This window comes from Bradyrhizobium sp. LLZ17, from assembly GCF_041200145.1.
Taxonomy (GTDB): Bacteria; Pseudomonadota; Alphaproteobacteria; order Rhizobiales; family Xanthobacteraceae; genus Bradyrhizobium.
On record NZ_CP165734.1, the window covers coordinates 1,142,401 to 1,167,501 of the forward strand.

The 25,101-nt window shown below is 64.6% G+C and carries 20 protein-coding genes and 5 pseudogenes; 19 read left to right on the forward strand and 6 right to left on the reverse strand.

The window, feature by feature from the left end:
* Position 1 precedes the first annotated feature (1 nt).
* The 11 genes and pseudogenes from argS (at position 2) to surE (ending at position 10,834) form a co-directional block, all read left to right on the forward strand.
* Positions 2-1,791 (forward strand): annotated as a pseudogene (argS, locus tag AB8Z38_RS05680) (arginine--tRNA ligase).
* 140 nt (positions 1,792-1,931) lie between these two features.
* Positions 1,932-3,473: an SPOR domain-containing protein gene (locus AB8Z38_RS05685; RefSeq protein ID WP_369726754.1), complete on the forward strand. Its 1,542-nt coding sequence runs from the start codon at positions 1,932-1,934 to the stop codon at positions 3,471-3,473.
* Between the two features lie 46 nt (positions 3,474-3,519).
* Positions 3,520-4,548 carry a beta-N-acetylhexosaminidase gene (nagZ, locus tag AB8Z38_RS05690; RefSeq protein ID WP_369723486.1) on the forward strand — a complete coding sequence of 343 codons (1,029 nt, stop codon included), beginning with the start codon at positions 3,520-3,522 and terminating at the stop codon, positions 4,546-4,548.
* Positions 4,545-5,384, forward strand: coding sequence for a ScpA family protein (locus tag AB8Z38_RS05695; RefSeq protein WP_369723487.1), 840 nt, complete (start codon positions 4,545-4,547; stop codon positions 5,382-5,384). Before nagZ ends, AB8Z38_RS05695 begins: the two co-directional genes overlap by 4 nt.
* A gap of 21 nt (positions 5,385-5,405) precedes the next feature.
* Positions 5,406-6,143, forward strand: coding sequence for an SMC-Scp complex subunit ScpB (gene scpB, locus AB8Z38_RS05700; RefSeq protein ID WP_369723488.1), 738 nt, complete (start codon positions 5,406-5,408; stop codon positions 6,141-6,143).
* Between the two features lie 167 nt (positions 6,144-6,310).
* The gene (locus AB8Z38_RS05705; protein WP_148739762.1) at positions 6,311-6,544 is read left to right on the forward strand and encodes a twin-arginine translocase TatA/TatE family subunit; all 234 of its coding nucleotides are present in this window, start codon (positions 6,311-6,313) and stop codon (positions 6,542-6,544) included.
* Between the two features lie 88 nt (positions 6,545-6,632).
* Positions 6,633-7,199: a Sec-independent protein translocase protein TatB gene (gene tatB, locus AB8Z38_RS05710; RefSeq protein ID WP_369723489.1), complete on the forward strand. Its 567-nt coding sequence runs from the start codon at positions 6,633-6,635 to the stop codon at positions 7,197-7,199.
* Complete coding sequence (gene tatC, locus AB8Z38_RS05715; RefSeq protein WP_369723490.1) at positions 7,196-8,008, forward strand: twin-arginine translocase subunit TatC; 813 nt, start codon at positions 7,196-7,198, stop codon at positions 8,006-8,008. The genes tatB and tatC overlap by 4 nt, the downstream gene beginning before the upstream one ends.
* 191 nt (positions 8,009-8,199) lie before the next feature.
* Positions 8,200-9,530, forward strand: a pseudogene (serS, locus tag AB8Z38_RS05720) (serine--tRNA ligase).
* 95 nt (positions 9,531-9,625) lie between these two features.
* On the forward strand, positions 9,626-9,976 hold the full coding sequence (locus AB8Z38_RS05725; protein ID WP_369723491.1) for a hypothetical protein: 351 nt from the start codon (positions 9,626-9,628) through the stop codon (positions 9,974-9,976).
* Positions 9,977-10,066: 90 nt separating this feature from the next.
* Positions 10,067-10,834, forward strand: a complete 768-nt coding sequence (gene surE, locus AB8Z38_RS05730; protein ID WP_369723492.1) for a 5'/3'-nucleotidase SurE — start codon at positions 10,067-10,069, stop codon at positions 10,832-10,834.
* Between the two features lie 22 nt (positions 10,835-10,856).
* Here the strand turns inward: surE and AB8Z38_RS05735 are convergent, their stop codons facing one another.
* Positions 10,857-11,228, reverse strand: coding sequence for a response regulator (locus AB8Z38_RS05735; RefSeq protein WP_369723493.1), 372 nt, complete (start codon positions 11,226-11,228; stop codon positions 10,857-10,859).
* A gap of 228 nt (positions 11,229-11,456) precedes the next feature.
* Here AB8Z38_RS05735 and AB8Z38_RS05740 point away from each other — a divergent pair, with 228 nt between their 5' ends.
* A complete protein-coding gene (locus tag AB8Z38_RS05740) occupies positions 11,457-12,107 on the forward strand; it encodes a protein-L-isoaspartate(D-aspartate) O-methyltransferase (RefSeq protein ID WP_369723494.1) in 651 nt (216 codons plus the stop codon).
* A gap of 109 nt (positions 12,108-12,216) precedes the next feature.
* A pseudogene (locus AB8Z38_RS05745) lies at positions 12,217-13,613 on the forward strand (peptidoglycan DD-metalloendopeptidase family protein).
* A gap of 81 nt (positions 13,614-13,694) precedes the next feature.
* Here the strand turns inward: AB8Z38_RS05745 and AB8Z38_RS05750 are convergent.
* Complete coding sequence (locus AB8Z38_RS05750; protein ID WP_369723495.1) at positions 13,695-14,714, reverse strand: ATP-binding protein; 1,020 nt, start codon at positions 14,712-14,714, stop codon at positions 13,695-13,697.
* 179 nt (positions 14,715-14,893) lie between these two features.
* On the opposite strand from AB8Z38_RS05750, the gene yajC reads away from it, so the two are divergent.
* The 6 genes and pseudogenes from yajC to AB8Z38_RS05780 all read left to right on the forward strand — a co-directional run bounded on the left by yajC (position 14,894) and on the right by AB8Z38_RS05780 (position 20,547).
* Positions 14,894-15,262, forward strand: coding sequence for a preprotein translocase subunit YajC (gene yajC / locus AB8Z38_RS05755; protein ID WP_148753779.1), 369 nt, complete (start codon positions 14,894-14,896; stop codon positions 15,260-15,262).
* 48 nt (positions 15,263-15,310) lie between these two features.
* A pseudogene (gene secD, locus AB8Z38_RS05760) lies at positions 15,311-16,910 on the forward strand (protein translocase subunit SecD).
* A 16-nt stretch (positions 16,911-16,926) separates the two neighbouring features.
* Positions 16,927-17,952 carry a protein translocase subunit SecF gene (gene secF / locus AB8Z38_RS05765; RefSeq protein ID WP_369723496.1) on the forward strand — a complete coding sequence of 342 codons (1,026 nt, stop codon included), beginning with the start codon at positions 16,927-16,929 and terminating at the stop codon, positions 17,950-17,952.
* Positions 17,953-18,013: 61 nt separating this feature from the next.
* The gene (locus AB8Z38_RS05770) at positions 18,014-18,397 is read left to right on the forward strand and encodes an Mth938-like domain-containing protein (RefSeq protein ID WP_369723497.1); all 384 of its coding nucleotides are present in this window, start codon (positions 18,014-18,016) and stop codon (positions 18,395-18,397) included.
* On the forward strand, positions 18,394-19,257 hold the full coding sequence (locus AB8Z38_RS05775; RefSeq protein WP_369723498.1) for a phytoene/squalene synthase family protein: 864 nt from the start codon (positions 18,394-18,396) through the stop codon (positions 19,255-19,257). The genes AB8Z38_RS05770 and AB8Z38_RS05775 overlap by 4 nt, the downstream gene beginning before the upstream one ends.
* 45 nt (positions 19,258-19,302) lie before the next feature.
* Complete coding sequence (locus AB8Z38_RS05780; RefSeq protein ID WP_369723499.1) at positions 19,303-20,547, forward strand: threonine ammonia-lyase; 1,245 nt, start codon at positions 19,303-19,305, stop codon at positions 20,545-20,547.
* A 6-nt stretch (positions 20,548-20,553) separates the two neighbouring features.
* Here AB8Z38_RS05780 and AB8Z38_RS05785 read toward each other — a convergent pair whose 3' ends face one another.
* The 4 genes and pseudogenes from AB8Z38_RS05785 to trmFO form a co-directional block, all read right to left on the reverse strand.
* A complete protein-coding gene (locus AB8Z38_RS05785; RefSeq protein ID WP_369723500.1) occupies positions 20,554-21,732 on the reverse strand; it encodes an aminotransferase class V-fold PLP-dependent enzyme in 1,179 nt (392 codons plus the stop codon).
* 97 nt (positions 21,733-21,829) lie between these two features.
* Positions 21,830-22,390, reverse strand: a complete 561-nt coding sequence (locus AB8Z38_RS05790) for a CAP domain-containing protein (RefSeq protein WP_369723501.1) — start codon at positions 22,388-22,390, stop codon at positions 21,830-21,832.
* Positions 22,391-22,481: 91 nt separating this feature from the next.
* Positions 22,482-23,576 carry a serine/threonine protein kinase gene (locus AB8Z38_RS05795; RefSeq protein WP_369723502.1) on the reverse strand — a complete coding sequence of 365 codons (1,095 nt, stop codon included), beginning with the start codon at positions 23,574-23,576 and terminating at the stop codon, positions 22,482-22,484.
* Between the two features lie 7 nt (positions 23,577-23,583).
* Positions 23,584-25,010: pseudogene (gene trmFO / locus AB8Z38_RS05800) on the reverse strand (methylenetetrahydrofolate--tRNA-(uracil(54)-C(5))-methyltransferase (FADH(2)-oxidizing) TrmFO).
* Positions 25,011-25,101 lie beyond the last annotated feature (91 nt).

Below are 25,101 nucleotides of genomic sequence, written 5' to 3' on the forward strand. Positions count from 1 at the left end.
CATGCCCGACACATCCTCTTCGCTGCATCTGTTCGCCGACGTGCTCGCGCGCGTGCGCGCCGCCTGCCGCGCGCTCGCGGCGGAAGCCAGCTGGCCCGAGGGCATCGACTTTTCGCGCGTGGTGGTCGAGCCGCCGCGCGATTCCTCCCATGGCGACATGGCGACCAACGCCGCCATGGTGCTCTCGAAAGAGGCAAAGGCGAAGCCACGCGATCTCGCCGAAAAGCTCGCCGAGCGGCTCCGCGCCGACGCCCTGATCGCCAGGGTCGATGTCGCCGGTCCCGGCTTCATCAACCTGACACTGAAGCCCGCCGCTTGGGCGGAGGCGCTACGGACGGTGCTGCGCGAGGGGGCCGATTACGGCCGTGCCCGTGGCGGCTCCAAGGCCAACGTCGAATACGTCTCGGCCAATCCGACCGGACCGATGCATGTCGGCCATTGCCGCGGCGCCGTGTTCGGCGACGCGCTGGCGAGTCTGCTTGATTTCGCAGGTCACGACGTCACCCGCGAATACTACATCAACGATGCCGGCGCTCAGGTCGATGTGCTCGCGCGCTCCGCCTTCCTTAGGTATCGCGAGGTGCTTGGCGAGGATATCGGCGCCATTCCGGAAGGGCTCTATCCGGGCGACTATTTGAAGCCGGTGGGCGCGGCGCTCGTGAAAGAGCATGGCGATAAGCTGCTCGCGAAGAGCGAGACCGCGTGGCTGCCGGTGGTTCGCACCAAGGCGATCGCGATGATGATGGACGAGATCAAGGACGATCTCGCCGCCCTCAACATCCGCCACGACGTGTTCTTCTCGGAGCGTTCCCTGATCGAGAACGGGAACAACAAGGTCGCTCAGACCATCGATTTCCTGCGCGCCAAGGGCGACGTCTACGAAGGCCGCCTGCCGCCGCCGAAGGGGCCCCGGTCGAGGATTGGGAAGACCGCGAGCAACTGCTGTTCAGGTCGACGGCTTACGGCGACGACGTCGATCGCCCGCTGATCAAGTCGGACAATTCCTACACCTACTTTGCGTCCGACATCGCCTACCACAAGAACAAGTTCGACCGCGGCTTCGCCGAGATGATCGACGTGTGGGGCGCCGACCATGGCGGCTACATCAAGCGCATGCAGGCGGCGGTAAAAGCTACGACCTCCGGCAAGGGTGCGCTCGACGTCAAGATCGTCCAGCTCGTCCGGCTCCTGCGCAATGGCGAGCCGGTGAAAATGTCCAAGCGGAGCGGGGACTTCGTCACCTTGCGTGAGGTGGTAGATGAAGTCGGCCAGGACGCCGTCCGCTTCATGATGCTCTACCGCAAGAACGACGCGGTCCTCGACTTTGACCTTGCCAAGGTCATGGAGCAGTCGCGCGATAACCCGGTGTTCTACGTCCAGTATGGCCACGCCCGCGGTCACTCGATCTTCCGGAATGCGCGAGCCGACGTGTTCCCGGAACTCCCGGAGGACTCCGACAAGCGCATTGCGTGGCTCCGCGAGTCGGCGGTGGAACGGCTGTCAGACCCGGTGGAACTCGAACTTCTTAAGCGCCTCGCAACATATCCGCGCATGCTGGAAGGGGCCGCCAGCGCCCATGAGCCGCACCGAATTGCCTTCTATCTCTATGATTTAGCCAGCGAATTTCATGCACTTTGGACGAAGGGGCGCGATTTGCCCTATTTACGCTTCATTATCAATAATGATGCAGATCTAACGAAGGCGCGGCTGGCCATGGTCCAGGGCGTCGTCTCCGTCCTGGCATCGGGCCTCGCCATCCTCGGCGTCCATGCCCCGGACGAGATGCGGTAGTTTTGGGGCGAACTACTTAATGGGAATTTGGGGATACCGGCAGAAGCTGGATCGCTTAGACTTGGTTGAAAGCCTTGTGGGTCGAAAGCCGCGCCTTGGTCGAGGGGCGCGCGGCTTTCCCGAAGGGACGCATCATCACGATGGCCGATCGATATCACGACAGACCGTTTCCTTCCGACGACTTTGGTCGCGGTGCCGATCAGCATGCCAAGGCGGAGAACGATCCGCTGGCCGAACTCGCCCGCCTGATCGGGCAGACCGATCCCTTCGCTGCACAAGGCCGACCGGGTGCGCGGCCGGGGCCGGCGCCTGCGCAGAGCTATCAGGAAGACAATTATCCGCAGGACGACGACCAGCAGGACTATGCCGAGCCGGCGCCGCCGCAGCAGTCTGGACCGCCCTCATGGATGCGGCGTGCCAATGTGCAGCCACAGTCTGCTCCCGCTTCCGAGCCCGAATATCCCGTCTCAGTAAACCCGGTTCATCCGTTGCACCGTTATTCGGCCCAGCCAACCGCGCCCGAGCCTGATTTTCGTCAAGCGCACGCGCGTCAGGATCACGCCTACCAGGATCAAGCTTATCAGGACCCGGCCTACCGTCAGGAACAAGCCTACCAGGAGCAACACGAGCAACCGGATCCGGCGCGCTACGATGATGCGCTCTACGGCCGGCTGGAGGCGGGCGAACAGGATCTTCAGCGCGAGCCGGCCTATCCGGACGATCCCTACGCCTTCCAGAGCGAGTATCCCGAGGCCGATCTCGACGAGCCCAGGAAATCGCGCGGCGGCATGATGACGGTCGCGGCGATCCTGGCGCTGGCAGTGGTCGGAACCGGCGGCGCCTTCGCCTATAAGACCTATATGGGCTCGCCCCGCAGCGGCGAGCCGCCGATCATCAAGGCCGACAACACGCCGACCAAGATCGTGCCGGCGCCGACGGATTCCTCCGCCAAGGTGCCGGACCGCATGGTCACTGGCGACGGCAGCGAGAAGATCGTGCCGCGCGAGGAGGCGCCTGTGGATGTGAACACCAAGGCGGCCGGTCCGCGCGTGGTGTTCCCGGCGCTGAACCAGAACGCCAGCCCGCCGCCGGTCGCAAGCGTATCGCCGTCCACCGTTCCACCGCCGAGCGCCGGTCCTGTTCCGAGCAACGGAACGATGCCGGGTAACGCGCCGCGTTCCGTCAGGACCGTGGCTGTGCGGGGCGATCAGACCGACAGCACCGCCCCGCAAGCGGCTGCGCCGTCCGCCGCAAAGCCTGTCGCCGCCCCGAAGCAAGTCGCCGCGCCGCGCACACCGCCGACCTCGGCCAACGCCAGTGCTAATCAGCCGCTCTCGCTGGCGCCGCAGGCCGCGCCGGCTGAGCCGCCGCAGCGGATGGCCGCAACCAATCCAACGCAGATCGCGCCGGCGACCAGCGGAGGCGGTGGCTATGTCGTGCAGGTGTCCTCGCAGCAGAGCGAGGATAGCGCCGCCGCGTCCTACCGGGTTCTGCAGAGCAAATATGGCAGCGTGCTTGGCTCTCGCGGACCGGTGGTCAAGAGGGTCGACCTGACCGACAAGGGCAAGGGAATCGTCTACCGCGCCTTCGCCGGGCCGTATGGTTCGCTCGAAGAAGCGACGCAAGCCTGCAACAATCTCAAGTCCGCTGGCTTGCCGACCTGCTTCGTCCAGAGGAATTAGCGGCGGTTTCCTTGACCCCCTCACGGGGCAGGGTTAATCGGCGGTCATGAGCACGCGGGCCTTCATCACCGGCGTTTCCGGAACCGGACTGACCGCCGCCGAGCGGGAGTTCATCCGTGCCGAGCGCCCGTGGGGCTTCATCCTCTTCAAACGCAACGTCGAGAGTCCGGCCCAAGTTGCTGCATTGGTTGCGGAATTGCGCGCGGCCTCCGGCGCCGCTGGCGTTCCCGTCCTGATCGATCAAGAGGGCGGACGGGTGCAGCGGCTGGGCCCGCCACATTGGCCGCTCTACCCAGCGGGCGCGGTTTTCGGGACGTTGTACGACACTGATTCGGCGCTCGGACTGACCGCTGCACGTCTCAGCGCCCGCCTGATCGCGGCCGATCTGGCCGACCTCGGCATCACCGTGGATTGCTTGCCGTTGGCCGACGTCCCGGTCGCGGGCGCCGATGCCGTGATCGGGAACCGGGCCTACGGCACCGATCCGGGCAAGGTCGCGGCCATCGCCCGAGCTGTGACGCAAGGGCTGGAGCAGGGCGGTGTGCTGCCCGTGCTGAAGCACATTCCCGGCCACGGCCGGGCCACCGCCGACACCCATTTCAAGCTGCCGACCGTCGATACGCCGCGGGACGAGCTGGAGCGGACCGACTTCGCGGCGTTCAAGCCGCTCGCGGATCTGCCGATGGCAATGACTGCACATGTTGTGTTTAGCGCCGTGGACCCCGCCCATCCGGCGACGACTTCTGCGACAATGATCGCTCAGGTGATCCGTCACGCGATCGGGTTCCAGGGTTTGTTGATGAGTGATGACGTGTCGATGAACGCGCTGGCTGGAAATCTTGCCGAGCGCACTCGCGCCATCTTCGCCGCAGGCTGCGACATGGTCTTGCATTGCAACGGCAAGATCGAGGAGATGCGCGACGTCGCCGCCCAGACGCCCGAATTGTCAGGCATCGCGCTGGCGCGGGCGAACGCCGCGCTCGCCGCGCGCAAGCCGCCGCAGCCGTTCGACCGGACGGCCGCACGCGCCGAACTGGACGCATTGATCGTACGGGCAAACACGGCCTCCGCATGACCGCAGAAATCCTATCGTTTGAAACCGGGCGGCCCGCCGAGCTTGCCGACGGCGAGCCGGCCTTGGTGGTTGACGTCGAGGGCTACGAAGGCCCGCTCGATCTGTTGCTCGCGTTGGCGCGACAGCAGAAGGTCGACCTGTCCAAGATCTCGATCCTGGCGCTGGCCGACCAATATCTCCACTTCATCGAAGCCGCGCGAAAGATCCGGCTTGAACTTGCCGCCGACTATCTCGTAATGGCGGCCTGGCTTGCCTTCCTGAAGTCGCGTCTGTTGCTGCCGGAGCCGCCGTCCGCGGAAGGGCCGAGCGCGGAGGAGATGGCCACCGCGCTTGCCAACCGGTTGCGCCGGCTCGAAGCCATTCGCGAAGCGGCCAACCGGCTGATGAACAGGCAGCAATTGCTGCGCGATATCTTTCCGCGCGGCGAGCCCGAGCATATCGCCGAGATCAGGCATCCGAAATATACGGCGACGCTTTACGACCTGCTCACCGCCTACGCCGCGCAGCGCCAGTCGCGCGTGCTGGCGAACGTGCATCTTGCCAAACGTACGGTGTGGTCGCTCGCTGAGGCGCGCGCCACGCTGGAGCGGCTGGTCGGCAGCATCACCGAACAGGATGACTGGGGCGTCCTCGACGACTTTCTGCTCCAGCACGTCGCTGACCCGACGCAGCGCGCGACGGTGCTCGCCTCGAGCTTCGCCGCGGCTCTGGAATTGGTGCGTGAAGGTCAGCTGGAGCTGAACCAGAAAGAGGCGTTTGCGCCCATTTATTTCCGCAAGGGACGCCATCAACCGGTTCCGGACGCAGCTCCCGCGCCCGACGCGCCGGTCGGCTAAGTGCAAGAAGGAGAAGCTGCCATGGCTTTGGCGGAAGTTCGCGTAGAAGAGGTCGAGCCGATGGAGAACGAACCCCAGGCGCGCCCGGAAGAGTTGCGGCTGCTCGAAGCGCTGCTGTTTGCTTCGAGCGAACCGCTGGATACCGCGACGCTGGCCAAGCGCATGCCGGAAGGCGTCGATGTCAAGGTCGCGCTGGCACAGCTGCAGGCCGACTATGCCACGCGCGGCGTCAACCTCGTGCGCGTCGCCAACAAGTGGACGTTCCGTACTGCCGGCGATCTCGCCTGGCTGATGACGCGCGAGAGCACCGAGACCCGTCGGCTGTCGCGCGCCGCGATCGAGGTGCTGGCGATCATCGCCTATCACCAGCCGGTGACGCGCGCCGAGATCGAGGAGATCCGGGGTGTCCTCACCTCGAAGGGCACCCTCGACGTGCTGCTGGAGACCGGCTGGATCAAGCCGCGCGGCCGCCGCAAGACCCCTGGCCGTCCGCTGACTTTCGGAACCACCGAGGACTTCCTGTCGCAGTTCAGCCTGGAACAGCTCGGCGATTTGCCAGGGCTAGAGGAGCTGAAGGGCACGGGCCTGCTGGATTCGCGTTTGCCGACCGGATTCAGCGTTCCGAACCCGTCCGACGATCCGACGCTGCGCGAGGATGAGGATCCGCTGGAACCGGGCGAGGACCTGGATCTCGCGCTGGCGCCGGCGGTTGAGCCGGAGACCCCGGAAGGCGGCAATGAGGGGGGCGACGAGAGCTGACGTCCGGTCCTCGTTTCGACGCCTGCGACCAGTTAACACTAGCAAGATTACGTAGTGCCAACAGCGAATTGGCGCTGCCTTGGTCCTTGTTTTTGACACCTGCGAAGCCTACGTTTCCGGTGAAGATCGGCCGGGGTCCCGGCCATGCGCGTTTGGAGGGTTGCAGGATGGGTTCGCTTAGCATTTGGCACTGGATCTTGGTGATCGCAGTTGTCCTGCTGCTGTTCGGTCGCGGCAAGATTTCGGATCTGATGGGCGACGTGGCGCAGGGCATCAAGGCCTTCAAGAAGGGCATGCAGGACGACGACAAGGTCGCCGACAAGCCCGAGCCGTCCAAGTCCATCGAGCACACCGCCGCGCCAACCGCGGCGCGATCCGACGTCGGCAGCAAGGCCGTCTGAACCAGAGAGCACGCGAGACGCGGGTAGCGGACCCGATCCTGCGCGCAAGGATTGGGCCGGTCGTGGCTTTGCGTGAACGGAAGACGTGATGTTCGACATCGGGTGGAGTGAACTGGTTCTGATCGGGGTCGTGGCCCTGGTCGCCATCGGCCCGAAAGAGTTGCCGGGCGTGTTGCGCATGGTCGGTCAATGGATGGGCAAGGCCCGCAAGATGGCCGCCGAATTCCAGGGCCAGTTCCAGGAAGCGATGCGCGAGGCCGAGATGGCCGACCTCAAGAAGAGTTTCGACGAGGTCAAGGAAGCGGCTTCGGGTTTCGCCGGCAACAATCTGATGACCTCGCTCCAGAAGGACGTCAGCGACGCCCTGCGCGTCGATCCGCTCGACAAGCCGGCCGAAACCACCACATCCGCTGGCCTCGACGCTCCTGCGACGTCAGCTGAAGCGCTGCCGACTTCAGGCGAAGCGTCGCCCGTTTCAAGCGAAGCTGCGGCAACTCCGACGACACCCGAAGCCCCGACACCTGAGACCTTTGTCGAAGCCGAGGCGCATGCGGCGGTGAACGAGCCGCTTGCGATCACCCGCGAGGTCGAGCCGGCCGAGGTCATCCAAGACACCGCGCCGTCCGAGGCGATCAAGGACGCCAAAGCGTCATGAGCGACGCCGAGATCGAGGCCAGCAAAGCCCCTTTGATGGACCATCTGATCGAGCTGCGCTCGCGGCTGATCAAGGCGCTGCTCGGCTTCGGCCTGGCTTTCATCTTCTGCTTCTTCTTCGCCAAGCAGATCTACAACGTGCTGGTCTGGCCGTTCGTGTGGATCGCGGGGCCGGAGAACTCGAAATTCATCTACACGGCGCTGCTGGAATATTTCATCACCCAGCTCAAGCTCGCGCTGTTCGGCGCCGGCTTCATCTCATTCCCGATCGTAGCAACCCAAATCTACAAATTCGTCGCGCCCGGCCTCTACAAGCACGAGAAGCAGGCTTTCCTGCCATATCTGGTCGCAACCCCGTTCTTCTTCGTGCTGGGCGCGGCGCTGGTCTATTTCGTCGTGCTGCCCATGCTGGTCCGCTTCTCGCTCGGCATGCAGCAGGCGGGCAGCGACGAGACCGCGCAGATCCAGCTGCTGCCCAAAGTCGGCGAATATCTGTCGCTGATGATGTCGCTGATCTTCGCCTTTGGGATCGCCTTCCAGCTTCCGGTGATCCTGACGCTGCTCGGCCGCATCGGCATCATCACCTCGAAAATGCTGCGCGAGAAACGCCGCTATTTCATTGTCGTCGCCTTCATCATCGCGGCCGTGCTGACGCCGCCCGACGTGCTCAGCCAGTGCTCGCTCGCGGTCCCGCTGCTCGCGCTCTATGAGGGCTCGATCATCGCGGTCTCCATGGTGGAGAAGAAGGCAGCCGCCTCGCAGGCCTCGTCCGGTACCGACGCGTCGTCGCCAGCCAATCCGGCGGAATAGGGCGCCACATTCCCGGTGTCATTCTCCGCGCAGGCGGGAATCCAGTATGCCGCGGCCGCTCGGATGATCGCCGACACCTCTGGAATACTGGATCGCCCGCTTTCGCGGGCGATGACAGGCGTGCTAGGGGCTATGTGCGAGCTTACAACGTCGAACGTTGCAAGTTGGCGACAGCCCTCAGGACCACGGCCATGCACGATATCAAATCGATCCGCGACAATCCGCAAGCCTTCGACGCCGGCCTCGCACGGCGCGGCCTGAAGCCGTTGTCAGCCTCGCTGCTCGCGATCGACGAGAAACGGCGGGCGGCGATCCTGGCTTCGGAGCAGGCGCAGGCGCGTCGCAACGCGGCTTCGAAGGAGATCGGCGACGCAAAGAAGGCCAGGGACGACGCGCGCGCGGCCAAGCTGATGGCCGAGGTGGCGGCGTTGAAGACCACGATGCCGCAGCTCGAGGCCGCCGCCAAGGCAGCCGACGAGGAGCTGACGAAAGAGCTCTCCGCGATTCCAAATCTGCCGCTGGATGAAGTCCCCGATGGTCTCGACGAGCACGGCAATGTCCAGCACCACGTCTTCGGCAACAAGCGCAACTACAGCTTCGCGCCGAAGCTGCACGACGATCTCGGCAACGCGCTCGGTTACATGGATTTCGAGGCGGCGGCAAAACTCTCCGGCGCGCGCTTCGTCGTGCTGAAGAAGGGACTGGCACGACTCGAACGCGCGATCGGCCAGTTCATGCTCGACCTGCACACGACCGAGCACGGCTACGCCGAGATCAACCCGCCGCTCCTGGTGCGCAACGAGGTGATGTTCGGCACCGGGCAGTTGCCGAAATTCGAGGACGATCAGTTTTGGGCGATCAAGGGCGAATTGCTCGATTCACCAGATCACGAGCGTCTGCGCACCGAGCGCCTTGGCTTGATTCCGACCGCGGAAGTCTCGCTCACCAACCTCGCGCGCGATCTATTCTCGACGAGAAGCAATTGCCGATGCGGCTCACCGCGCTGACGCCGTGCTTCCGCGCCGAGGCCGGTGCCGCCGGGCGCGACACCCGCGGCATGATCCGGCAGCATCAATTCACAAAAGTGGAGCTGGTCTCGATTACAACGGCCGAAAGCAGCAAGGACGAGCATGAGCGAATGCTGGCGTGTGCAGAAGAGGTGCTGCGTCGACTTGACCTGCATTATCGCGTGATGACGCTGTGCGCAGGAGATATGGGCTTTTCGGCGCAAAAAACCTACGACATCGAGGTCTGGATGCCCGGGCAAGGTGAGGGTGGCGCCTTCCGCGAGATCTCGAGCTGCTCGGACTGTGGCGACTTCCAGGCGCGGCGCATGGATGCGCGCTCGCGCGGGCCCGACGGCAAGCCGCGTTTCGTGCACACCCTGAACGGCTCCGGCACCGCGGTCGGCCGCGCGCTGATCGCTGTGATGGAGACCTATCAGCAGGAGGACGGCTCGATCGCGGTCCCCAGCGTGCTCCAGCCCTACATGGGCGGGCTCAAGGTGGTCGCGCGCGAGTAATTGCGTTGTCCGTCTGAAAACGTCGAAACGTTTGGTTGCGAAGATCGGGCGGCCGGTTATCCTACCGGCCACCCGTCATTGCGAACCGACCGTCCATGGCCTTGCATCGCGATATCTTCTGGGTCGGCAGACAATGGGCGGTGACGGGTGCTGGCATCCAGGCCGTCGACCAGCGCCTGCGTGGCGTGCTGGACATCAACATCGAAAGGCTCTGGGACGAGGCGCATGTGCAAAGCCGGCGGGCCAAGCCCGGCGTCAATCTCGAGGATTTTGACGCGGCCGTGACCATGGCACGCGCGCGCTTTCCCGGCATGACGGCACCCGCGCTGACCGACTTGCTGGCCCCGCCTCCGGCCGCGGCACGCCCCCCGGTTCCCGCGGCCTTCGTGCTGCGGGCGGAGGGCAGGCTCGCACGGTTCTTGCCGCAATGGCGCATCCGCAGCTGACGGACCGTTTGGCGAGTGCCTGGCGGTTTGCCTGATCGGCGATAGCCGGATAAGACGGCTTGAGCTCCGCTTCAGGAATCGACCTTTCGCATGCGCATTCTCTGCACCAATGACGACGGTATCCACGCTCCCGGCCTCAAGGTCGTGGAGGAGATCGCCCGCGCATTGTCTGACGACGTCTGGGTGGTCGCGCCCGAACTCGACCAGTCCGGCGTGTCGCATTCGCTCTCCCTGAACGATCCCCTGCGCCTGCGCGAGATTGGCCCGCGCCACTTCGCCGTGCGCGGCACGCCGACCGACTGCGTCATCATGGGGGCGCGCCATATCCTTGGCGCCCAGCTGCCGGATCTCGTGCTCTCCGGCGTCAACAAGGGCCGCAACGTCGCCGAGGACGTGGTCTATTCCGGCACCATCGCCGGTGCTCTGGAAGGCACCATCCTGGGCATTCCGTCGTTCGCTCTGTCGCAGGAATTCAGCCTTGAGACCCGCGAACGGCCACTTTGGGACACTGCGCGCAAATTCGGGCCCGACATCCTGCGCAAGGTGATCACCGCGGGCATCCCGAAGGACACCGTCATCAACGTCAACTTCCCGGCCTGTGCTCCGGAAGATGTGTTGGGCATCCGCGTCACGCGGCAGGGCAAGCGCAATCTCGGCTTTCTCAGGATCGACGAGCGCCGGGACGGCCGCGGCAATCCCTATTTCTGGATCGGCTTCGAACGCGCGGCGATGATGGACACACCCGCAGACGGCACCGATCTCGCAGCCCTGCGCGAGCGCTACGTCTCGGTCACGCCGCTCAGGCTCGATCGCACCAACGAAGCATTTTCCGAAGCGCTGGGCGCGACGCTGAAATAAGGCGCGGATTTGGCGATAGCGGCTAGCGGCCGCGCAGCGCGGCTGCAATGGTCTTGCTGAGCGCTTCGAGCTGGAATGGCTTCTGCAGCGCCGGCCGGTCGCGATATTGCTCGGGCAGGCCCGATGAGCCGTAGCCGGTTGCGAAGATGAAGGGGCAGCCCTTCGCCCTGATCACGTCCGCGACCGGCGAGATGACCTTGCCGTTGACATTAACGTCGAGGATGGCGATGTCGAACTCGGTCGCCTGGGCAAGCCGCATCGCTTCGGCGATATCGCCCGCTTCGGCCGCGACCTTGTAGCCGAGCTCTTCCAGCATGTCCGCGACCATCATTCGGATCATGACCTCGTCCTCGACGAGGAATACAGAGCGGCCCGAAAGCCCTGTCGCAGTCATAACCGAGTCCTTGCCCATTGCAGAAAACGATCGCAGATAACGCCAAGCGACGCAATGCGCGTTTACACCAACGCAAACCTGCAAATAGCCTAATCTGTCGCAAGCCAATCGTGGTCAAGTGCTGCGCCGGAAGGTTATCATAGGTTCCTGATACGGAACAAGATTTTCAACCGGACCGCTACAACGCAAAAGATCGATCCAGCCCCTCCGAGACGAATGCAGACAGCAATGGCTTCCCATCAGCACCCGCCGGAAAAGATGATGTTTCAGCTCAAGCTGAGACGTCGGGGCATCAGCGATCAGGCGGTGCTGCGGACCATGGAGGAGGTGCCTCGCGAGCTGTTTGTCGACGCAGCCGACCGCGACGGCGCCTATCGGGACAGTGCGCTGCCGATCGCCTGCGGCCAAACTATCAGCCAGCCCTTCGTGGTCGCCTACATGACCGAGCAGCTGCAGCTCCAGAAGCAGCATCGTGTGCTCGAGATCGGCGCCGGATCCGGCTATCAGGCAGCCGTGCTGTCGCGGCTGGCGGGCCAGGTTCTGACCGTCGAGCGCTACCGCAGGCTCGCGGATGCCGCGCGCGCCAGGCTTGAGACGCTCGGCTACCACAATGTCGAGGTGATGCTCGGCGACGGCCTCAACTTGCCTCCCAATATCGGCCCCTTCGATCGCATCATCGTCACCGCCGCGACGGAGCAGATTCCGGAGAACCTGATCGAGCGGCTCGAGCTCGGGGGCATCCTGATCGCGCCGGTCGGTCCTCATCAGGGCGTGCAGACGCTGACCCGCCTGCGCCGCGGCGAGGCCGGAATCGAGCGCAAGGAACTCGTCGAGGTTCGCTTCGTGCCCGCGCTGCCCGGCGTGGCGCGGGAGCTGTAGATTTCCGGATTGGCTGTGCTGCCAACATCTTATTGGGAGGGTTAAGCCGTTATTTACTCGGCGCGTGTTTACTTAAAACATCAGTTCTGTTGCGTACCAGTGAGTAACCATGTCTGTTGTCGCCGAGTTGCTTTACTCGCGCCGCGTGCCGCAGGTTGCGGTGCTGGCGCTGATCTCGTTCAGCTTTGCAGGGTGCAGCGCCGACATGCAGTCGCGGCTGTCCCAGTCAAACTTCTCGAATCCTTTCGCGTCCGAGCAGACCGGCTCGGTGCAGCAGGCACCTCCGCAGCGTGAGCTGCCGCAATATTCGCGGCCGCAGACGCAGCCCGGTTCTTACCAGTCTCAGCCCTTGCCGCCGCCGGCGGTTGCCGCGCCGCAGTCCTATCCCGTTGCCGCAGGCGGTGGCGTCTCCGGAGGCGGACGTGGCGTCGGCTCCTATGCGCCGCCGGCCCACCCGCGTCTTGAAACCACCGGTACCGTGCCGCCGCGCTCGGTCGCTGCAGCCCAGCCGGCCGGCGGGACCAAGATCATCGTCGGCACCAGCGACACGCTCGATGTGCTTGCCAAGCGCTATCACGTCACGCCGCAGGCGATCATGGCGGCCAACGGCTACAAGGGCCCGCGCGCGCCTCGCCGGGCCAGCAATTGGTGATTCCGCATCCCGGCGCGACGGCTGCCGCAACCACACCGGCGATGGCTCCGGTCGCGGCGGCTCCCGTGATGGCTCCGGCGACGAAGCCGGTCGCTGTCGTGGCCGCGGCACCGAGCATTCACTTCGTCAATCACGGCGACACGCTCGCCAGCATCGCCCGCAAGAATCATATCTCGGCGGCCGAACTCGCCCGCGCCAATGGTCTCGAAGCGTCGGCAAAACTCAAACTCGGCACCAAGTTGACCGTACCGGGTGCCAGGACCGCTGCGGTCGCGGCGCCGATGGCTCCGGCGCCTGTCACGGCCGCCCCTGTTGCGGCGGCGCTGCAACCCGTTGCGATAGCTCCCGCGCCCTCCACCAAGATGGCTGCCGTTGCCACGCCGGCGCAGAGCGCCCGTCTGGCCCAGGCCACCACCAACATCGAAGACAAGGCCGCCGAAACGCCGGCGAAGGCTGCCGAAGCCACTGGCGCGCTGCCGACCTTCCGCTGGCCAGTGCGCGGTAAGGTGATCACGAGCTACGGCGCCAAGACCAACGGCAAGTCCAATGACGGCATCAATGTCGCGGTGCCCGAAGGGACGCCGGTCAAGGCGGCGGAAGACGGCGTCGTTGCCTATTCCGGCAACGAGCTGAAGGGTTACGGCAATCTGGTCCTGGTTCGGCACGCCAACGGCTACGTCACGGCATATGCCCATGCGAGTGAGCTCTTGGTGAAGCGCGGCGATCCCATCAAGCGCGGCCAGATCATTGCCAAGTCGGGTCAATCCGGGGAGGTGGCTTCGCCGCAACTCCACTTCGAGATCCGCAAGGGATCGAGCCCGGTTGACCCGCTTCAATTCCTCAACGGCGCGTGAGGCGTACGTAGCCTTCGCATGGACGGTGTTATCGCCCGGCTTCGCGGGCGATAGCAGGATTGAGTGGAGCGATAGCTAGCCTTACTCGGCCGTCAGCCTCACGCTGAGCCGTCCCGCAAGCTCCTGCACGAATTGCCAGGCGACGCGGCCCGAGCGCGAGCCGCGCGTGGTCGACCATTCCAGTGCCTCACGCTCCAGCGCCTCGTCGCCGACCTTGATGGCGAAATGGCTGCAATAGCCGCGCACCATGGCGAGATATTCGTCCTGGCTACAGCGGTGGAAGCCGAGCCAGAGGCCGAAGCGATCCGACAGCGACACCTTCTCTTCGACGGCTTCGCCGGGATTGATCGCGGTCGAACGCTCGTTCTCGATCATCTCGCGCGCGAGCAGATGCCGACGATTGGAGGTCGCGTAGAGGATGACGTTCTCGGGCCGCCCCTCGATGCCGCCTTCGAGCACAGCCTTGAGCGACTTGTACGAAGCGTCGTTGCCGTCAAAGGAAAGATCGTCGCAGAACACGATGAAATGGAACGGCGAGGCGCGCAATTGCTCCATCAGCGCCGGCAGGGTCTCGATGTCCTCGCGATGGATCTCGATCAGCTTCAGCTTCTCGGCGGGCTTGCGCTCCGCGTTGATGCTGGCGTGCGCGGCCTTCACCAGCGACGATTTGCCCATGCCGCGCGCGCCCCAGAGCAGGGCGTTGTTGGCGGGCAGGCCGTTGGCAAAGCGCTCGGTGTTCTCCATCAGGATGTCGCGCATCCGGTCGACGCCCTTGAGCAGGAACAGCTCGACACGGCTGACCCGTGGCACCGCGGCGAGGCGTCCGTCCGGGTGCCAGACATAGGCATCCGCCCGCGTGAACGATTCGGGCGTTGCGACGGGCTTGCTCTGGGCGGAGAGGTGCGCCGCTATGGTCTCCAGCGCGCGGACGATGCGCTCCTGGGAGAGGTCCGTGGGAGCTGGGATGGAGACTGCCCTGGAGGTTGCCTTGGACGCTGCCTTGGAGGTCGCCTTGGGGCCTTTTGCCGCAACGCGGGCGGAGTTTCCGGCAGGGGTACGGGGGCCTTTGCCGGCCGGGCTTTTGCTTGGTTTTCTGGGCATGTCCGAAGTTCCTGAGAATGCAGCCTTATCGGGCCTGAGGCGGCGCCGCAAGATAGCCAAATCGACGGTCTGGCAGCGTTGCAATTGGGACGGTGGCCGCTATAGTCCGCGCGAATTTGACCGAACCGGTCGCCCTCAGGGCCTGACCGGCTTCCCCCGTTTCCACGAGGATCGTCCGAATGTTCATTACCCCTGCGTATGCCCAGGCTGCGGGCGCCGGCGACACCAACAGCATGTTGATGTCGCTGCTGCCGTTCGCCCTGATCTTCGTGATCATGTACTTCCTGATTCTGCGTCCGCAGCAGAAGAAGGTGAAGGACCATGCCGAGCTCGTGAAGAACATTCGCCGTGGCGACACGGTCGTGACCTCGGGCGGCCTGGTCGGCAAGGTCACCAAGGTCGTCGATGACGACCAGATCGAGTTCGAGATTTCCGACGGCGTGCGGGTGCGCCAGATGCGTTCGATGATTTCCGGCGTGCGCGCCAAGGGCGAGCCGGCCAAGGATAGCGCAAAGGAAAGCGCCAAGGACGACGCCGCGGCGAAGTAAAGCGCCGGCGCGAGTCTCCCAAATCTCCTGATCTGATAGGTCCAGTCGATGTTGTATTTCACGCGGTGGAGAGCGCTCGGGATTATCCTGACGGCGCTGATCGTGTGCCTCTGCGCGGTCCCGAACTTCTTCCCCGAGGCGCAGGTGAAGACCTGGCCGGCGTGGGCGCAGCGGCGCCTGGTGTTGGGTCTCGACTTGCAGGGCGGCTCCTCTCTGCAGCTCGAGGTCGATTCCAACTATGTTAAGAAGGAAAGGCTCGACCAGATCCGCGACGACGTTCGTCGCGTGCTGCGTGAGGCCAAGATCGCTTACACGGGTCTCGTCACGAAGGGCGATGCCGTCGAGGTGCGCGTCAAGGACCCGGACACCCAGACGGTGCTCGCCAAGTTGCGTGAGCTTGCGCAGCCGATTGGTGGCCTTGTGGGGTCCAGCGGTCAGCGTGACCTTGAAGTCTCCGATGCCGGTGGGGGATTGATCCGCCTCACTATTCCGGAGTCCGCGATGATCGAGCGTTTGCGCAAGACCATCGAGCAGTCGATCCAGATCGTCGAGAAGCGCGTCAACGAGCTCGGCACCGTCGAGCCTATCATCCAGCGTCAGGGTAACGACCGCATTCTGGTTCAGGTGCCGGGTTTGCAGGATCCCACCCGTCTGAAGGAACTGCTGGGCAAGACTGCGAAGATGGAATTCCGCATGGTCGATCCCTCGGTGCCGCCGGACCAGGCGCAGCGGGGCAGCTTGCCGCCCGACACCGAGTTCCTGCCGAGCGCCAACCCGCCGCCGCCCGGCTACGTCGTCAAGAAGCAGGTGCTGGTTGCCGGCAGCGACCTGTCCGACGCCCAGGCGGGCTTCGACCAGCGGACCAACGAGCCGATCGTCAGCTTCAAGTTCAATAGCTCGGGCGCGCGCAAGTTCGCGCAGGCCACGCAGGAGAATGTCGGGGTGCCCTTCGCGATCATTCTCGACAACAAGGTGATCTCGGCGCCGGTCATTCGCGAGCCGATCACCGGTGGTCAGGGCCAGATCTCCGGCAGTTTCACCGTGCAGTCGGCCAATGACCTCGCCATTCTCTTGCGCGCCGGCGCGCTACCGGCGCCACTGACTGTCGTGGAAGAGCGCACGGTCGGCCCGGGCCTCGGCCAGGACCTCGATCGAGAAGGGCGAACTCGCTGCCTATGTCGGCTCGATCCTGGTCGTCGTGTTCATGCTGTTGACGTACCGGCTGTTCGGCGTGTTCGCCAACATCGCCGTCTGTATCAACGTTGCCATGATTTTCGGCCTGTTGTCGCTGCTCAGCGCCACGCTGACCCTACCCGGCATCGCCGGCATCGTGTTAACGGTCGGTATCGCAGTCGACTCCAACGTGCTGATCTATGAGCGCATCCGCGAGGAGTTGCGCGGCGGGAGAACCCCGATCTCGGCGATCGACGCGGGCTTCAAGCGGGCGCTCGCCACCATTCTCGACTCCAATATCACCACCTTCATCGCCGCTGCGGTGCTGTTCATGATCGGCACCGGTCCGGTGCGCGGCTTCGCAGTCACGCTCGGCATCGGCATCATCACCACGGTCTTCACCGCGTTCACTATGACCCGCCTGATCGTGGCATGGTGGGTGCAGTGGAAGCGGCCGAAGACCGTGCCGATTTGATCATTCGAGGCCGGCTGTGACCACTACTCAAATCGTTCTCATCTCCCTCGGCGTCCTGATTGCCGTGCTGACCGTGGTCAGCGTGCTCGGACTGCTGCCGTCGCTGCGCATCGTGCCGGACGCCACGCATTTCGACTTCACCCAGTTCCGCCGTATTTCGTTCCCGATCTCGGCGACGCTCTCGATCTTCGCCATCGTGCTGTTCTTCACTCACGGTCTGAATTTCGGCATCGATTTCAAGGGCGGCACCCTGATGGAGGTGCGCGCCAAGTCAGGCACGGCGGACCTCGCGCAGATGCGGTCAACCCTCGGCAGCCTGGGTCTCGGGGAGGTCCAGCTGCAGCAATTCGGCGGCCCTGCCGACGTGCTGCTCCAGGTTGCCGAGCAGCCGGGCGGCGACAAGGCGCAGCAGACAGCGGTGGACAAGGTTCGCGGCGCACTCGGCGAGTCCGTGGAGTATCGCCGCGTCGAGGTGGTGGGCCCGCGTGTCTCCGGCGAACTGCTGGGTTGGGGCATGGCCGGTCTGATGCTCGCGATCGTCTCGATCCTGATCTACCTTTGGTTCCGATTCGAATGGCAGTTCGCGCTTGGTGCCATGATCGCCAACGTGCACGACATCGTGCTGACCATCGGCTTCATGTCGATCAGCCAGGTCGACTTCGACCTGACCAGCATCGCGGCGCTTCTGACCATTCTCGGCTATTCGCTCAACGACACTGTCGTCATCTACGACCGTATCCGTGAGATGCTGCGGCGCTATAAGAAGATGCCGATGCCGCAGCTGCTCAACGAGTCCATCAACTCGACGCTGTCACGCTCGATCATCACCCACTTCACGGTGACGCTGGCGCTGCTTGCGCTGCTGCTGTTCGGCGGGCACGCCATCCACAGCTTCACGGCCGTCATGATGTTCGGCGTGGTGCTGGTCGGCACCTACACCTCGATCTTCATCGCGGCGCCGATCCTGATCTATCTCGGCGTCGGCGAGCATCGTGAAGATGCGAAAGAAGAGGCTGCGTCGGCGAAGAAAAACAAGGCATGATCCGAACCGCCAGCCCTCGCAGGCGTTTGCGAGGGCAATAAGCCCCATTCGGACGAAGCTCATGGCCGGCGATCCCAACGCTCCCCATTTCCCGCGTTCGGCACCCATCGAAGCCTATGGAAAAGGCGGCTTTGCCTTTGCTGGCATGTCCCATCGCGGCTCACTGCTCTGCCTGCCCGATGCGATCTGGGCCTGGGACGTGACCGATCCCGCCAGGATCGACCGCTATTCGCTGGAACGGGTCTTCACGGCAGCCAACTCCATCGACACGCTGCTGATCGGCACCGGAACCGGCGTGTGGCTGCCGCCGCCGGAGCTGCGGCAAGCCCTGAAAGCGGTGAGGGTGGTGCTGGACACGATGCAGACCGGCCCCGCCGTGCGCACTTACAACATCATGATGGGCGAACGGCGTCGCGTCGCGGCCGCGTTGATCGCCGTGCCATGAACAGCGCCGCACCTGCCGCCGATAGCGCCGCCTTCTGCGCCGATCTCGTTCGCACCAACGACTTTCCGCACTATGCCGCGACGCTGTTCACACCCGCTGCCGAGCGTCGCGCGCTGCTGGCGCTCTACGCCTTCAATGTCGAGATCGTCCGCGTCCGCGACCAGGTGAGCCAGCCCTTGCCGGGTGAAATCCGACTGCAATGGTGGACCGACATGCTGTCGGGTCATGCCCATGGCAGTGCCGAGGGCAATCCGGTCGCGGCGGAGCTATTGCGGACCATCCGCGATTTTGAGCTGCCGGTCGAGCCATTGTCACTGCTCGTCGACGAGCACCAATTCGACCTCTACAACGATCCAATGCCGACGATGACGGCCTTGGAGGGGTATCTGGCCGCGACCTGTTCGGCGTTGTTCGCGCTCGCGGCCCGGATCATGGCGCCGCCTTCGGACGCGGTCGAGCATCTCGCGCGACATGCCGGGCTGGCGCAGGGCATCGCGCAGATCGTCGCCAACCTGCCGCGCGCCGCCGCGCACCGGCAGCTGTTCCTGCCGCAGCAACTCCTGGCAAGCCACGGCTGCAGCATGGAGGATGTCTTTGCGGGCAAGCAGAGCTCCGCTCTCGGTGCCGTTCTGGATCAACTCGTGAGCGAGGCGCAGCAGCACTTGGCAACCGCCGTGTCGCTGCTGCGGGAGGTGCCGTCGTCAGTGCGGCCTGTTTTTCTGCCGCTAAGCCAGGCGCGGGCAGATCTCAAGAATCTGTCGCGGCTGGGCCGCAATCCCTTCGCGCCGCAGCCAGTATCGCGGTTGCGCACGCTGTGGACGCTGTGGCGGGCTTCACGATCTCGGGAATTTACCAAATAGCGTTCGGCTTATCGCCTGGGCCGGCCAAATGCTCTATGCTGTCCTATGGCTGACGTCTCCCAAACCGTGTCCTCCGATCTGAGCGACTTTCCAGTCGCGCCGGCCGACATTCACGCCGCCGCCGCTACGATCCGCGGCGCCGTGGTCGAAACGCCCTGCAGTTACAGCCGGACGCTGAGTAACATCTGCGGCTGCGAGATATGGCTCAAATTCGAGAACCTCCAGTTCACCTCCTCGTTCAAGGAGCGCGGCGCGCTGAACCGGCTCACCGCGCTGACGCCGGAGGAACGGGCGCGGGGCGTCGTCGCGATGTCGGCGGGGAACCATGCGCAGGGCGTTGCCTATCACGCGAAGCGGCTCGGTATTCCCGCCACCATTGTCATGCCCGTTGGCACCCCGATGGTGAAGGTCGAGAACACCCGGCATCACGGCGCAGAGGTGGTGGTCACGGGTGCGACACTGGAGGAGGCGGCCGCGTTTGCGCGAAGCCACGGCGAGGCCCGCGGCATGATCTTCGTTCATCCGTATGACGATCCGCTCGTCATCGCGGGGCAAGGTACCGTTGGCCTGGAGATGCTCAAGGCGGTGCCGGACCTGGACACGCTGCTCGTCCCGATCGGCGGCGGCGGCCTGATCAGCGGCATCGCCATTGCCGCGAAATCGCTGAAGCCGTCGCTGCGGATCGTGGGCGTCGAGGCCTGGCTCTATCCCTCGATGTACAACGCGATTCATGGCGGCGCTCTGCCCGCGCGCGGCGATACGCTGGCCGAAGGCATCGCAGTCAAATCGCCCGGCAAGATCACCACCGAGATCGTTCGCCGGCTGGTCGACGACATTGCACTCGTCAACGAAGCCGAGCTCGAGCGCGCGGTCGCAACCCTGATCTCGATCGAGAAGACGGTCGTCGAAGGCGCGGGTGCTGCCGGCCTCGCGGCTGTCATGTCCGATCCGTCGCGCTTCACCGGCGAGAAAGTCGGGCTGGTCCTGAGCGGCGGCAACATCGACACCAGGCTGATCGCCTCGGTGCTCACGCGCGAGCTCGCGCGTGAGGGACGGCTGACCCAATTGTCGCTCGATATCCCGGATCGGCCCGGGCAATTGGCTGCCGTCGCAGCGCTGCTGGCCGAAGCCGGTGCCAACATCATCGAGGTCTCGCACCAGCGGACGTTCTCCGACCTGCCCGCCAAGGCGACACTGCTGCAGCTGGTCATCGAAACCCGCGACAGCGCGCATCTCGACGAGGTCATGGCGAGGCTTAGTGCATCCGGATTGAGTGCGCGCTGCGCGTGAGCGGCGCTACCGCGGAACCAAATCTGTGAGGAGGCCGATCAACCGATCGATCTCGGCTTCCGTGTTGTAGTAATGCGGAGAGGCGCGCACGACTACCGGCAGCGAGCGCATTTCGGCGTCGATGCGGGTGCTCGATGGATCCGATGCGCCGATCGTGATGCCGGCCGCGGCGGCGCTGCTGACGATGGCTTCCGCCTCATACCCCTTGATCGTGAAGCTGACGATGGCACCAGGCGCGTGCCCGAGGTCGCGAATTGTGACGCCACGAATGGAGCCGAGACCGCTGCGAAGGCGGTCCGCAAGCATGCGGCAGCGCTGTTCGACCGGGCGTATTCCGACATTGAGGGCGTAATCGACGGCAGCCCCGAGTCCAAGCCGGGCTGTGTAGTTGTTCTCCCAGGTCTCGAATCGGCGCGCATCGTCGCGCAGCCGGTATTGATCGCGTGCGACCCAGGGCGCTGCGAAATGATCGATCATCGGCGGTTCGAGCCGCTGCAACAGCGCGCGGCGGACGTAGAGGAAGCCGGTGCCGCGCGGGCCGCGCAGGAATTTGCGGCCGGTGGCCGACAACATGTCACATCCGATCGCTTCGACGTCGACCTCCATCTGCCCGACTGCTTGGCAGGCGTCCAGCAAATAGGGAATGCCGTGTGCCCGCGCGATCTTGCCGACCGCCTCCGCAGGATTGACGAGCCCGCCATTGGTCGGGACCCAGGTGATCGCGATCAATTTGACGCGCTGATCGATCATGCGCTCGAGCGCATGGATGTCGAGTTCGCCGCTGGCATTGCTCGGCACGATGTCGATGATCGCGCCCGTTCGCTTCGCGACCTGAAGAAAGGCGACATAATTGGCGGCGTATTCCGCCTCGGCGGTCAGGATCCGGTCGCCCGCGCGCAACGGAAGCGCGTAGAACGCCATCTGCCAGGCAACCGTTGCGTTCTCCGTCAGAGCGATTTCATCCGGCGCGGTATTCAACAGCCGAGCGACTGAGCCATAGACTGCCTCAAGTCGAGCGGACTCACGGTCGGCCGCGGCGTAACCCCCGATCTCACTCTCCAGATCGATATGCCGTTTCATGGTTTCGACAACGGGAGCGGGCATGAGAGCCGCTCCGGCATTGTGGAGGTACGCAAGACGTGAGGCGGCCGGTGTATCGGCACGTATTCGGTCGATGTCGATCAAGCGCGCCTCCGCTTCTCGCAGTCCTCCTGCATGAATTAGACACGTCCAGGTACCCGAGCAAGATGGCGGGTAGCAGGGAATAGTGCCTGAGATCGCCTCAGATACAGAGGCCGAGCAGCTTGATGTGGCAGTTGCTGGAGTTGTGCTTGCTTGCTGGAGCGGTCTCGCGCTTCACGGCCACCAGCGGTTCCTTGTCCTTCGTGCCTTTGCCTGGCTTCGGCGCGTAGTCGCCGGCGATCTCCATCGCCCAGTAGGTCCGCTTCCCGCTGGCATTTTTGGCGCTCGCAATGCCGATGCGGGAGGCGTTGTGCAGCAGCAGGTTCTTGCGATGACCGGAGGAATCGATCCACTGGCCGAGCGTTTTCTCGAAATTGTCGTAACCGTACGCGATGTTTTCGGCGGCACGGCCTGCGCCGGCCGGTGCGATCCGCCTGTTGAACGGGCCGAGCGTCTCGTGGCTCAGATCATCCTTCGCCGCCATGGCGCGGGCCTGATCCATCGCAATGCGGTCGAGGGTGGCATCACGTACGACGCGGACCTCACCATGCTTGAGGCGGAAGCTGGAGATCAGTTCGGCCGGCGACTCCGCAGCCATTGCAGGCAACGCCGCCAGCAGCAGACTGCCTGCGACAGCTCCGCCAAATGCCCGAAATGTCATCGTCCCCCAGGTGCTCATTGCTTACCAAGCCGGCGCGCTACCGGCCGCTTCTCCATTGGCAATGTGGACGCTTCAAGGCGCGGGCCCCGCGCTAGCTTGCCGGCAGGTCCGCCTCGAAATTGAAGCGGTCGCGCAGGTTTTTGCGCTGCTCCAGAATGTCTTTCAGAAAGGCGCGGTCCTGATCGTTCTTCATCATCGGCTCGATCAGATCGAGCTGGTTCATGGCGACCAGTTGCAGGATCTCGGTACGTGGATTGCCGCTGGCGTCGCGCGGCAATGCGTGCACGACCTGGATGTGTTCCGGCGGCTTCGGGCCTTTCGCGGCGCTGAGCTCGTTGCGAAGCGCGCCCTCGAGCGCAGATTGATCCGCTTCGACGAAGGCATAGAGCCCGACGCCCGAGCGGCGGTCGGCAAAGGCGACGATCGCGGTGTCGCGCACGGCTGGATTCTTGCGGATCAGTTCGGCCAGTACCGGCGCATCGTTGACGAGCCGGCGGCCGCCGCCCTCGCGGTCGGTGAAGTTGAACAGCCCGCGTGTGATCGCGCGATAGACCTTCTTGCCGGTCGCAAGCCACAGGCTCGCGGCGAATGACTTCTTCGCGAGGATCTTGCGCTCCCGGGCCGTCAGCGCCTCGGGCGCATAGGAACGCTTGTGCTTGAGGAGATGCCTGAGGTCCTCATAGGCCAGGATGCGATAGAGCCGGCCACGGCGTCCAAAGCAGGCGGCGAGCTGGAAGTCGGTCACATAGGCGCGGCCATCGCGGCCGACCAGCCAGTTCTGCTCCTTGGCGAGATCATTGTGGCAAATGCCGGCGCGGCGCAGCCGACGCAGCGCGGCCTTGGCCGAGCGGAAATAGGCGAGGTCGCCATGCGGCTTCGCCAGATGCAGCGCGACGCCGTCAACGAAGCCCCGCATCAGGGCGCGGCGGCCGGCCCACAAGAGCTCGGGACCGACGTCAAGGCCCTTGGCCAGAGCCAGCGCATGCTTCTCGCGCGCGAACAGATGGCGTGCCAGCAGGAACGACCACCACGGCACCTCATCGAGCCGGCGCAGCACGGCGTCGACTTCGCCATTGTTGCCACGGAAGCGGCCGCGCTCGACCGTCGAGAACACGTCGCGCTTGAGCAGCACGCCCTCGATCCAGCGCGCCGAAAGCACCGCGGCGTCGTCTTTGGGGAGAGTCATCGAAAACTCACGCGGCGGCGGCAATGCGCAGGTGATTGGCGATCCAGCGATCGAGATCGGCAAGCGCCAGTGCGCTCATTGCCTGCTTCTTGGCAATTGTTTTCTCGTTGCCGCGCAGGCGCGTGCCGTCCGGCTTCTTCGTCGGCGCGCTCACAAGCGGCGGGAACAGGCCGAAATTGATGTTCATCGGCTGGAACGAGCGCGTGCCAGGCTCGATGGTTTCGATATGGCCGCCGGTGATGTGGCTGAGCAGCGATCCGAGCGCCGTCGTGCTTGGTGGGCTCGCAAGTCGCTCGCCACGTGCGTCGGCTGCCGCGTAGAGGCCGGCGATCAGGCCGACGCTGGCGGACTCCACGTACCCCTCGCAGCCAGTCATCTGGCCGGCAAAACGAAGGCGGGGCTGCGCGCGCAGCCGCAATTGGCCGTCGAGCAGCTTGGGTGAGTTCAGAAAAGTGTTGCGATGCAGGCCGCCGAGCCGTGCGAACTCGGCCTTCTCCAGACCCGGAATGGTGCGAAAGATACGCTGCTGCTCGCCATACTTCAGTTTCGTCTGGAAGCCGACGATGTTGTAGAGCGTGCCGAGCCTGTTGTCCTGCCGCAGCTGCACGATTGCGTGGGCCTTCGTCGAGGGATCGTGCGGATTGGTGAGGCCGACCGGCTTCATCGGACCGTGGCGCAAGGTCTCGGGGCCGCGCTCCGCCATAACTTCGATCGGCAGACAGCCGTCGAAATAGGGCGTGTTGGTCTCCCACTCCTTGAACTCGGTCTTCTCCCCGGCAGTCAACGCAGCGACGAAGCCGTCATACTGGTCCTTGGTCATCGGGCAATTGATGTAATCGGCGTCCGTGCCGCCGGGGCCGACTTTGTCGTAGCGCGACTGGAACCAGGCCACCGACATGTCGATGGATTCGCGATGCACGATCGGCGCGATCGCATCGAAGAAGGCCAATGCGTTCTCGTCAGTCAGTTCGCGGATGGCGTCGGCCAGGGGGCGGAGGTGAGGGGGCCGGTCGCAATGATGACGTTGTTCCACTCGGCTGGTGGCAGGCCTGTGATCTCGCCACGGGCAATCTCGATCAGGGGATGATCGTTGAGCGCCTTGGTGACGGCGGCCGAAAAGCCGTCGCGATCAACCGCCAGCGCGCCGCCGGCCGGCACCTGGTTGGCATCGGCTGCGCGCATGATCAGCGAGCCCAGGCGGCGCATCTCGGCATGGAGCAGGCCGACGGCGTTGTTGGCGGCATCGTCCGAGCGGAACGAATTGGAGCACACAAGCTCGGCGAGCCCGTCGGTGCGGTGTGCCTCGGTCATACGGTCCGGCCGCATCTCGTGCAGCACCACGGGCACGCCGGATTTCGCCAGCTGCCAGGCGGCTTCGGAGCCGGCAAGGCCAGCGCCGATGACGTGCACGGTGTTAAATTGGGATCCTGTCATGGGGCGGACAGGTAGCGCTTTTCGGCGGCCAGTGGAATCGCCGAGATTGAGTTTTCTGCCGCTGAAAACGACAGCGCCCGCACGAGGCGGG